Source organism: Pedobacter sp. B4-66 (genome assembly GCF_018492665.1).
GTDB lineage: Bacteria > Bacteroidota > Bacteroidia > Sphingobacteriales > Sphingobacteriaceae > Pedobacter.
This window is the reverse complement of sequence record NZ_JAFVME010000009.1, coordinates 398,343-409,281: the sequence shown is the minus strand read 5'-3', so window position 1 is coordinate 409,281 and position 10,939 is coordinate 398,343. Positions and strand designations below refer to the sequence as shown.

The 10,939-nt window shown below is 36.2% G+C and carries 12 protein-coding genes; 10 read left to right on the top strand and 2 right to left on the bottom strand.

Annotated features, from left to right (window positions below; translation table 11 throughout):
• Nucleotides 1-154: 154 nt before the first annotated feature.
• Nucleotides 155-346: a hypothetical protein gene (locus J1905_RS16755; protein WP_048906978.1), complete on the top strand. Its 192-nt coding sequence runs from the start codon at nt 155-157 to the stop codon at nt 344-346.
• Nucleotides 347-391: 45 nt separating this feature from the next.
• Here the strand turns inward: J1905_RS16755 and trxA are convergent, their stop codons facing one another.
• Nucleotides 392-688 (bottom strand): thioredoxin, encoded by a 297-nt coding sequence (gene trxA, locus J1905_RS16750; protein ID WP_214228429.1) that lies wholly within the window; start codon nt 686-688, stop codon nt 392-394.
• 125 nt (nt 689-813) lie between these two features.
• Here trxA and J1905_RS16745 point away from each other — a divergent pair, with 125 nt between their 5' ends.
• Nucleotides 814-1,422, top strand: coding sequence for a DUF1684 domain-containing protein (locus tag J1905_RS16745; protein ID WP_250318125.1), 609 nt, complete (start codon nt 814-816; stop codon nt 1,420-1,422).
• A 61-nt stretch (nt 1,423-1,483) separates the two neighbouring features.
• On the opposite strand, the gene J1905_RS16740 is transcribed toward J1905_RS16745, so the two are convergent.
• Complete coding sequence (locus tag J1905_RS16740; RefSeq protein WP_214228428.1) at nt 1,484-2,005, bottom strand: hypothetical protein; 522 nt, start codon at nt 2,003-2,005, stop codon at nt 1,484-1,486.
• Nucleotides 2,006-2,300: 295 nt separating this feature from the next.
• On the opposite strand from J1905_RS16740, the gene J1905_RS16735 reads away from it, so the two are divergent.
• The 8 genes from J1905_RS16735 to J1905_RS16700 all read left to right on the top strand — a co-directional run bounded on the left by J1905_RS16735 (nt 2,301) and on the right by J1905_RS16700 (nt 10,901).
• Nucleotides 2,301-2,822: a DinB family protein gene (locus J1905_RS16735; RefSeq protein WP_214228427.1), complete on the top strand. Its 522-nt coding sequence runs from the start codon at nt 2,301-2,303 to the stop codon at nt 2,820-2,822.
• A gap of 89 nt (nt 2,823-2,911) precedes the next feature.
• Nucleotides 2,912-3,514, top strand: a complete 603-nt coding sequence (locus J1905_RS16730) for an alpha-ketoglutarate-dependent dioxygenase AlkB family protein (protein WP_214228426.1) — start codon at nt 2,912-2,914, stop codon at nt 3,512-3,514.
• Between the two features lie 133 nt (nt 3,515-3,647).
• Complete coding sequence (locus tag J1905_RS16725; protein ID WP_214228425.1) at nt 3,648-4,253, top strand: TetR/AcrR family transcriptional regulator; 606 nt, start codon at nt 3,648-3,650, stop codon at nt 4,251-4,253.
• A gap of 49 nt (nt 4,254-4,302) precedes the next feature.
• Nucleotides 4,303-4,734, top strand: a complete 432-nt coding sequence (locus J1905_RS16720; protein ID WP_214228424.1) for a DoxX family protein — start codon at nt 4,303-4,305, stop codon at nt 4,732-4,734.
• Nucleotides 4,735-4,781: 47 nt separating this feature from the next.
• A complete protein-coding gene (locus J1905_RS16715; protein ID WP_214228423.1) occupies nt 4,782-5,381 on the top strand; it encodes an LEA/WHy family protein in 600 nt (199 codons plus the stop codon).
• 180 nt (nt 5,382-5,561) lie between these two features.
• Entirely contained in the window at nt 5,562-8,000 is a 2,439-nt protein-coding gene (locus J1905_RS16710) for a PIG-L family deacetylase (protein WP_214228422.1), read from the top strand.
• 158 nt (nt 8,001-8,158) lie between these two features.
• Nucleotides 8,159-9,871, top strand: a complete 1,713-nt coding sequence (locus J1905_RS16705; protein WP_214228421.1) for a sodium:solute symporter family protein — start codon at nt 8,159-8,161, stop codon at nt 9,869-9,871.
• 1 nt (nt 9,872) lies between these two features.
• Nucleotides 9,873-10,901 (top strand): sialidase family protein, encoded by a 1,029-nt coding sequence (locus J1905_RS16700; RefSeq protein ID WP_214228420.1) that lies wholly within the window; start codon nt 9,873-9,875, stop codon nt 10,899-10,901.
• The last annotated feature ends 38 nt before the right edge of the window (nt 10,902-10,939 follow it).

Here is a 10,939-nt window from a genome sequence, read left to right as displayed (position 1 = left end):
TCTTAAAGTAACCCTGTAGCTAAAAGCTGCAGGGTTTTCTTGTTTATAGACAGTTTGTACTATACTGGTTTATTTTATTAAGATTTAGCTACTTAATTGATATAGAATTAATTTGTATATTGTATTATTGAATTTCATCTGTAAATAATACGTTATGAATCAAAAGGAAATCAAAGACGAATATGTTAATGCAGTTAACAAGATCGAGACCATTCTTAAATTCGATAAGCATGTGTACCCAACCGCAACCGATTTTATAGGCCATCTGTTAAAGCTATCTAAAAGCCATCATTTTGAAGTATTAACAAAAGATGGATCCAAGTTAGAAGATGCTATTAATGGTTAAAGCTTATTAAAAATCAAGATCTAACGGTACGAAAAAGGGAGTAGGTTAAACGTATTGACTGATGAGTTGTTGCAGTTGCATAGCCTGAATAACTCCTGATTGTCTCCAAAGAATCTTGCCTTCCTTAAATAATATAAAAGTAGGTACGCCCTGGACGCCATATGCAGCGGCAGCGGCCGGATTCTTATCGACATCTATTTTTAAAATAGTTGCAGTCTCTCCAACCTGTTTCTTTAGTGTATCGAGAATTGGAGCCATAACTTTGCATGGGCCACACCAGGTAGCATAAAAATCTACAAGAACCGGTTTATCACCTTTGATCATTTCTGAGAATGTAGCCATACCGTTATATTTTAGTTTACAAGTGTCAAATTACATTAATCTAAGCTACAAATGGGATGCCATTAACTGTAAATTATATTTTCTAATATATAAATCGATAGCTTTGTCGGCTAGATTTTAATAATATGATTAGATATTTCTTTATACTGTTTATGATGATTCAATTGAACAGTTTTGGACAAAGTTATAAGACGCAGATTGAAAAGCATCGTGAGCATTACAAGGAAGATTTCTTAAAGGATTTTCGTTCTCCTTTAAAACAGGATGACCTTAAGAATTTACATTTTTTTGAAGCTGATAGTAATTATAGAGTAAATGCGAAAGTAGAGCTTTTAAAGAATGAAAGTCCATTTCAAATGCCTACATATACAGGGACAAGCAGAGAGTATATCCGTTATGCTATTCTTAGTTTTAAGTTGAATGGAGTGGATCAGAAGTTGACAGTATATAAAAGCATTTCTTTATCCAAGGTTGAGGAATATAAGAATCATTTATTTCTTCCATTTACCGATGAAAGTAATTCTGAGGAAACATATGGAGGAGGAAGATACATTGATCTAAGCAGTCAAGATATTTCTGGAGATGTAATTGAGGTAGATTTCAATAAAGCATACAATCCGTATTGTGCTTATAGTGATGGATATCAGTGCCCTAAACCTCCTGTAGAAAATGATATTAAGCTTAAGGTCAAGGCTGGCGAAATGATTTATACCGGAGATAAAAAACATAAATAGTTTTTTAGGGTAGTATCCAGAAAATTGTGTAAATGAAATTAGGGTTAATTGATTATATCAATTAACCCAGGTAAGCATAAACCATATTTCGATTTGCATTCTGCTTATCTTTAATACGCTTTAAGTGATCTTTAAATTGCTCATGCTCATCCTGTGAGGCAGTGGCTAGCGCTGCTTGTTTATAATGCTCTTTTGCTGTAGTAAAGTCTTGCAATTCCTCAGCATTTAAGCCAAGGTTCTCATAGATATGAGATTTGCAAACTCCGGGAACAGCTAATGCCTTATCAGCTATATTCTGAGCTAGCTTATGCATCTTTAAAGTAATCAATAGCTTTAGATAATGTTCATAAACATCAGGGAAATCTGCCTCAAGTTCTATACACTTTTTATAATAGTAGCCGGCAGTCTGATAATTTTTAAATTGATAATAGTAAAAACTACCCAACTGGTAATATGCTCTGGCATATTCTGGATCTGAATTGATGATTTCATGAAAAAAGTGAAGCGCTTTTGGCAGTTCGCCATAATGAAGTTCTTCTATTGCCTGTAGATACTTTTCTTCTACAGTGTATAAAATGTCCATAAGGATATATGTATAATTTGATAAGTATTACCTCAACAAATTGATGTTAATAAAATAAATGAGTTTTGTTTAGATCTTGAGATGTTTTAGTTAAAACTAAAATCCATACCCAAGTACATGAGCCAAAGAGACTGGCTAATGTTATTTATTTGGATATGTTTAAGGCGTAGCATGACTTTATTTTTTACAAATATAGTGAAATCTTTTCTATTAAAAAACGGACTGCCATAGGGTTGTCAGTGCGACTAGTTTTCTTTGTGTAAGAAATAAAATTAACCACTAATAACTCTAGATTATGACTACGATTAACACAACCACCGAAACAACGATCGCTCCTTTGTTTATGAATTCAATAGACTTGTTAAATCACTGGCAAGGACATAGAAGACTTACAAGACGCGTAATTGAAGCCTTTCCTGATGAAGAATTATTTAAGTACACTATCGGGGGAATGAGACCATTCTCGGGTATGGTAAGCGAAATTAATAGTATATCAGGACCGGGCGTAAAAGGTATAGCCACAGATGTTTGGACAACGATTAATGAAATGGATCATCATTCTGGAAAGTCTGAGGCAAGTTCAAAAGAAGAGTTGTTGAGGCAATGGGATTCAGTTACAGATGAAATCAATACTTTTTGGGCGCAAATTCCTGAAGCAAAATTTCAGGAAATAGTATTGGCTTTTGGCCAGTATGAAGGGGAGGCTTATGGCATCATTCTTTACTTTATTGATAACGAAATTCATCATCGTGCACAAGGCACAGTCTATTTACGCAGTTTAGGCATTGAGCCACCTGCATTTTGGAATAGAGATTAACATGATTTGTAATTAAGTATTTTTAGCATTAGTTGCCCTCATGGATGTGGGGGTAGCTAAATTTATTAAACAATACTTAAATTGCAGACATGGAAAAAATCTATGGCGATCATATAAATCTTTTAACGTTACCTGGTGAGGCATTTTTTCACCCTGAGTTTTTTACAGAAGAAGATAGCTATATGTATTTGGATAGATTAACTGAAGAGGTTGAATGGAGACAAGAGCCAATAAAGATGTTTGGTAGAGAAGTTTTACAACCTCGGTTTACAGCTTTCTATGGTGATGATGGTGTTAATTACACTTATTCTGGCATTACGATGTATGCAACGCCATGGACGGCTACGCTTCTAAGAATAAAAGAGAGCATTGAAATGATGCTAGAAACTAAATTTAATGCTTGCTTGTTGAATCATTATCGGGATGGTAAAGATTATATGGGCTGGCATAGGGATAATGAAAAGAATCTGGGCAAATTCCCGGTTATTGCTTCGGTAAGCTTTGGTGCTTCAAGAATTTTTCAATTCAGAAATTACAAAGATAAGTTGCCAATTGTGTCAATTGAATTAACCCATGGAAGTCTGTTGATTATGAAAGGTGGGACGCAGCAATATTGGGAGCACAGACTGCCGAAAACAGTGGTAGAGACCCAACCAAGAATCAATTTAACTTTTAGAATGATTAAAGGGTGATCTCGCAATATTATTGCAGTTCAGGTTAAGTAAATTGAGGTTTGTTGTAATTAAGTCAGAAAAGCATTTGAAATTTTAATTGTATATTAAACCCATTACTTTTGTTAACACTGTTAACTAAAATTAAACTAGTATGGGAATCGCGGAACGTAAAATCAGACAAAAGGAAGAATTCAGAGCTAGTATTCTTGAAGCTGCATGGCTGCAAGTGCTAAGCGACGGCTGGCAATCCTTGTCTATCCGTAAAATTGCGGATGCCATTGAATACAGCATTCCCGTTATCTATAATCATTTTGAGAATAAGGAAGCTATTCTATTGGAATTTACCAAAGAAGGATTTCAAAAGTTAGCAGATACTCTTCTTGAAGTGAAGAGCAGATATAGTAACCCGTCCGAACAGCTCGAAGCAATGGCCCATGCTTACTGGGACTTTGCTTTTGAACACAAAGAATATTACCAATTGATGTTTGGGTTAGGAATACCTGCATGTGAAATGGTAAACCAGATTGCCGAAATGAAACTCATGACAAGCGTTATGATATCCACCATACAGGAAGCCATTGCCTCCAGTAATAATACTGAAACTAACTACTTTTTAAAATACCATACTTATCTTTCGATACTTCATGGGCTAGTTTCAATAGAGATGATCCAAAAGGTAGGTAAACCTGATCCAGAGAAGAAGATGATTCTTCAGGATGCTATTTCTGGGTTCATTAAATCACTAGTAATTAATTAATCACCAAAATTTCTATATTTATCAACAAGAGAAAACTTAAAATTTCAAGATGAGAAAACTATTTAACACTAATTTCAACAATGAAGGCATACATTTCATGCTGCTTGTTACACGTATTGCTATTGCTGCATTTATGCTTACACATGGACTTCAAAAATTGCCTTGGCTTTTAGCAGGAGGAGAAATTCAATTTGCCGATCCAATTGGACTTGGCCAGGCTACATCTCTTGTGTTAACTATATTTGCAGAAGTGGTATGTTCTATTTTAGTTTTATTAGGTTTGGGAACGAGATTGGCGGTAATACCTCTTATTATAACTATGTTGGTTGCTGTTTTAATTATTCATGCACCTGATGCATTTGAGAAAAAAGAGCTAGCAGTACATTTCTTAGTTACCTATTTGTTTTTATTAGTGGCTGGTTCCGGTAAGTATAGTGTAGATCACTTAATAAGCCGTAGTATGAACAGTCGCAGACGATAATTGAAGTCTATTTGTATAATTTCACTGGATAATCCGTTATAGCTGTTATGAGAAAGATATTATTAGTTTGCCTGATGGCGATAGGGTTAGCTGGCTGTGGTATAAACAGGCAGGCGCAACAAATAAAAGCACTGGAAAGATGTAAATATAGGGTCACTTCGGCTGATGAAATTACGCTTGCCGGAGCTGATGTGAAAAAGATGATCCTTAATCAGGATATTAATTTGGGGAGCCTTCCCGGACTTGCTTTAGGATTACTAAGAAGAGATATTCCTTTAAGAGCCAGACTAAATTTAGAAGTGAAAAATCCTTCTGGTAATGATGCTGCTATTAATCAATTTGAATATAAAATATTGATCAACAGACAAGAACTAGCTTCTGGATTTGTAAATCAGGAAGTAAATATTGCTGCTGGTCAATCTACAGTCGTTCCCGTTGATATGGAGGCAAACATTTATCCATTTATTTCAAATAGTAAGGTAATGAAAGAGATTACCGACTTTGTACAATCTGGAAAAAATGGTCCTGAACAGAAAGGGATATTAACATTGAAAATAAGACCAAGTATTAAGGTTGCAGGTGGATTGGTAAAATATCCTGGCTTTATTACTATAGATAAAGAAGTAAGCAGTAAAATTCTCCTATAAGAAACGTCGTATTTTTGCAGGATTGTTACGGAGTTTAGTTTTTAATAACACTCCGGATTGATGATTTTTAGTTATTTTCGAGCTATCATGAGTTTGTAAAGAATGTAATAATTCAAGCTTATGATAGCATCATAATAATTAAAAAAAGATTATCTTCCAAGGATAATCTAAGATCTGTATATGAAGTTACGTTTATGCCTGTTACTGCTAACTGTTCTGGTTCCTTCTTTAATTAAGGCTCAGAATATGCAGCAGCTTAATGCTGCCGAGATTAAACAAGGCCTTGAAGGATTAAATGTTGTTGGTAGTGTTTTATACGTTGCCGCACATCCCGACGATGAAAACACCCGTTTATTAGGTTATCTCGCAAAAGAGAAAAAGGTGAGAGCCGGTTATTTATCATTAACCAGAGGGGACGGGGGGCAAAATCTTATAGGAAATGAACAGGCCGAATTACTTGGCTTGATACGTACTCAAGAGTTATTGGCTGCCAGACGAACAGATGGAGCTGAACAATTCTTTACAAGGGCAAATGACTTCGGATTCTCGAAAAACTCTGATGAGAGTTTTAAGATATGGGATAAGCAGAAGATATTGGCTGATGTAGTATGGGTAATCCGAAAATTTCAACCTGATGTAATTATTACTCGTTTTCCTGAAGATGCGCGTGCTGGCCATGGACATCATTCTGGCTCTGCAATACTTGCTCACGAGGCTTTTTCAGCTGCTGCTGATCCGAAACGATTTCCTGAACAGCTTGCTTTTGTAAAACCATGGCAGGCAAAACGTATTCTGTGGAATACCTTCAATTTCGGGGGTAACAATACTACTTCGGAGGATCAGCTTAAGATTGATGTTGGGGGGTATAACGCCTTGCTGGGTAAAAGCTATGGCGAGATTGCTGCTGAAAGTAGATCTAATCATAGAAGTCAGGGATTTGGTTCTTCAAGACAACGAGGTTCGGCAATTGAGTATTTTAGCTATGTGGCAGGAGAAAAAGCCACGAAGGATATATTTGATGGCATTGATTTTACCCTTAACCGAACTCCTGGAAGTGGCGAAATACAAAGGCTTGTTTCTGAGATTAATGCAGAATATGATGTTGCCGATCCATCTAAATCAGTTATAAAACTTTTAAAGCTAAAGCAACTGGTAAAGGGAAAACCTTTTAAACATGATTTGTTAGATGCCTTAATTTTAGCGTGTGCCGGAATCTGGTTTGAAAGTGCAGCAGTAAACTCTTCATATGCCTTAAATGAACCTGTTAATGTAAGGATTCAGGCTATAGCAAGAGCCAGACAAGGATTTTCTTTAAAGATTAGCATTGAGGAGATCAATAGTAAAGCTTCTTTCGATTTACCTCTTAATCAATTCGTATCTCAAGATAAAACAATCTCAACATCCGGCTTTGGGATTACTCAGCCTTATTGGTTGGAGAAGAAACACACTTTGGGTTCGTATGTAGTTGATTCATTATCAAAGATAGGCCTTGCCGAAAACCCGATTGGTTTAAATGGTCTATTTAGGATTAAAATAGGTGATCAGGTGATTGAAAAAAAACGAGCTGTTGTGTATAAATATACTGATCAGGTGCGTGGTGAAATTTATCAACCCTTGATAATTGCTCCACCAGTTACGTCAACTATGACTGAAAAGGCATTTGTATTTAATAATAACGAACCTAAAAAAATATTAGTTCAACTCAAAAGCTTTAAAGACAATGCAGCAGGATTATTAAAACCTGAATTGCCGGCAGGGTGGAAAGCTTCTCCGGAGAGCCTGAATTTTAGCCTCTCTAAAAAAGGCGAAGAAGAATCTGTTGAATTTACGATTACTCCTTCTGGAGATGTTAAAAGTGGTAATTTGATTTTGAATGTTGTTGTTGATGGTAAAACTTACCATCAAGGTTTACACGTGATAGATTATGAACATATCCCTACTCAAACGCTTTTTCCATTTGCGGAAGCGAGGGTAGATAAGGTAGATTTAAAGTTGGCAGGAAAGCGTATTGGCTACATCGCCGGTGCTGGAGATCTTGTTCCCGAATCATTAAAACAGATTGGTTACGATGTAGTTAATTTGACTGCAGAACAGGTTATTAACAGTGATCTTTCTGGCTTCGATGCAATAGTAGCCGGGGTGAGATTGTATAATGTAAGCGAGCAGGTTAAAAGTATGCAGCCCAAGTTGATGAAGTATGTAAACGATGGGGGTACTTTTTTGGTACAGTACAATGTAAATGGACCACTGAAGTTAGATAATTTAGGCCCTTATCCATTTGGTGTATCGCGCGATAGGGTAACTGAGGAGGATGCTAAGGTTACAATATTGAATCCATCAGATCCTGTTTTAAATTACCCAAATAAAATTACGGACAAAGACTTTGAAGGATGGGTACAGGAAAGGGGATTGTATTTTGTTACGGATATTGATCAGAAGTATAGAACTCTGTTAAGTATGCATGACAATGGTGAAAGTGATAAAACAGGATCTTTAATCATAGCAAATTATGGAAAAGGTAGGTTCGTTTACACTGGTTTATCCTTTTTCAGACAGCTACCGGCAGGTGTGCCTGGTGCGTATAGATTATTTGTGAATTTAATATCAGTTAAGAAGTAATATCATCACAACATGGCAGAACATGACAACCAGGTACCAGAGAACCCAGAGCAAGAGCTACCGCCTTTTGTTAAAACCTGGAAACAGTTTTACCGGTTGCTAATTGGTTGGCTTGTATTTTTGATCCTGATCCTTTACGCATTTACAAGATATTTCGAATGAGTGTTATAGATTGGGCAGTATTAATTCTTACACTCGTTGTAATTGTGGTTTACGGCATTTATAAAAGTCGTGGGGCACAAAATATTAAAGGCTATTTGCTTGGTAATCAATCCTTGCCTTGGTATCATGTATGCCTTTCTGTTATGGCTACGCAAGCCAGTGCAATTACTTTTTTGTCGGCACCAGGGCTGGCTTATTCTTCAGGGATGAGTTTTGTGCAGTTTTATTTTGGTGTACCATTGGCTATGATCGTGTTGTGTATCACCTTTGTACCTATATTTCATCGGTTAAAAGTTTACACTGCGTATGAATATCTGGAGCAAAGGTTTGATCTTAAAACAAGAGCTTTGACAGCTTTTCTTTTTCTTGTTCAAAGGGGGCTTTCTACCGGTATTACTATTTATGCCCCTTCAATTATTCTTTCTACCATTTTAAATATCAATACAACTTACACTACTCTGTTTATTGGAAGTTTGGTGGTGTTTTATACTGTTTATGGAGGTACAAAGGCTGTTTCCTATACACAAATGCTTCAAATGAGTATTATCTTTTGTGGTTTGTTTGCTGCAGGCATTATGGTAGTTCACTTATTACCTGCTGATATTGGTTTTGTAAAAGCGATAAGTATAGCTGGTAAAATGGGCAGAGCTAATGCAATAGACTTTACTTTTGACCCTAATAATCAATATACGGTATGGACAGGATTAGTGGGAGGTTTCTTTTTGCAATTATCGTATTTTGGAACAGATCAGAGCCAGGTTGGGCGGTATTTGTCGGGTGCTTCTATTAGTCAGAGCAGACTAGGCTTATTGATGAATGGCCTTGTCAAAATACCTATGCAGTTTCTGATATTGCTAATTGGGATATTGGTGTTTACTTTCTATCAGTACAATAAGCCGCCTATTTTCTTTAACAGTTTTGAGTTGAGTAAACTTGAAAATAGTAAATATAATCCCGAGCTAAATAAAATAAAGGCCGATTATGATAAGGCTTTTGAAGAGAAGCAGGTAGAGGTTAATAAAATGAATTCTGCTTTAGATAATGATGATCAGTTGTTGATTGATCAGCAGCGAAAGGCTCTGCAGCAGGCAGATGAAAAAGAGAAATCTATTAGAAAACAGGCTACAGACCTGATGGTGAAGAATGATGAGCACGCAAATACTAAAGACAATAATTATATATTTTTAAGCTTTGTAACTCAATATTTGCCGCAGGGCCTAATAGGACTGCTAATCGCAATTATATTCCTCGCATCTATGGGGTCAACGGCCAGTGCATTAAACTCTTTGGCATCCACAACAGTAATTGATATTTATAAAAGACTAATCAAAAAGGATGGTTCAGATCATGAATACCTCCAAGCATCCAGACTTGCAACTGTATTTTGGGGGGTAATCTGTGTTATTATGGCACTCTATGCAAGTAAAATAGGTAATTTACTGGAGGCAGTGAATATACTTGGGTCATATATTTATGGTACCATACTTGGTGTTTTTTTGGTTGCCTTTTATGTGAGGCAAGTAAATGGGAGAGCGGTGTTTTTTGCAGCTTTAGCAACTGAATTAGTGATTGTTATTATTGGTAAACTTGATCTTGTTGCTTACTTATGGCTTAATATAATTGGGTGTTTGTTAGTCGTTCTGTTATCTGTGATTATCCAGAGTACGATGAAGAAACCTAAAATTGTTGAGGAGAATAATAATGTGTAATATGATACGAAGTTTTTTAACTGTTTTTATCTTAACTGTTTCAACAGTAATAACATTTGGACAGCAATCGTGGAAAAAGACAACTGATGAACTAATATTTAATAATCCTCCATTTGATCAATGTCATGCTTCTACATTGGTTGAGCTAGACGGGGGAAGATTAATGGCTGCCTGGTTTGGCGGTAACCATGAAGGAAGTAAAGACGTAAGAATTTGGATGTCTATAAATGAGCGTGGAAAATGGACTAGTCCTGTTGCTATTGCCGATGGTAAGGTAAATGGGGAATGGGCATCTCCATTATGGAATCCTGTATTGTTTAAAACAAAAAAGGGAAAACTATTCTTGTTTTATAAAGAGGGGCCTTCGCCAAGGGAGTGGTGGGGCATGATGAAAACTTCCGATGATAATGGAAAAACATGGTCTGCTAAAATTCGCTTGCCTGATGGAGTGCTTGGACCAATAAAAAATAAGCCAATTGAGTTAGCTGATGGTACAATTTTGTCTCCATCAAGTACTGAAACAAATGATAAATGGAGTGCACATATAGAAAGATCTGTAGATGGGGGTAAAATATGGACAATTATACCTGTTGACCCGGAGAGTAAGTTTGATGTAATCCAGCCAAGCATATTACTTCATAAAAATAAGAAGCTGCAAATACTATGTAGAAGTAAGCAAGGGGCAGTAGTTGAATCATGGTCGGAGGATAATGGTAAAACGTGGAGTAAGTTGAGCGCGACTAGTTTGCTTAATCCTAATTCAGGAACTGATGCCCAAACGTTAAAAAACGGAACATTTATGATTGTCTATAACCCAACTGTTCCAGGTAAGGAATGGTTTAATGGGCGATTTAAGTTAAATGTCGCTTTGTCTGTAGATGGCAAAAAATGGAATGATATTTTGATACTGGAAGATGGTGATACTAAGAAAGAGTTTAGTTATCCGTCAATAATCCAATCCAAGGATGGGAAGGTGCATATTACTTATACTTTCGATAGAAAGAACATTAAGCATATTGTCATTAAGTAAGTGAGAGTCTAATAAAAAACCCGGATACTGTAAATGAG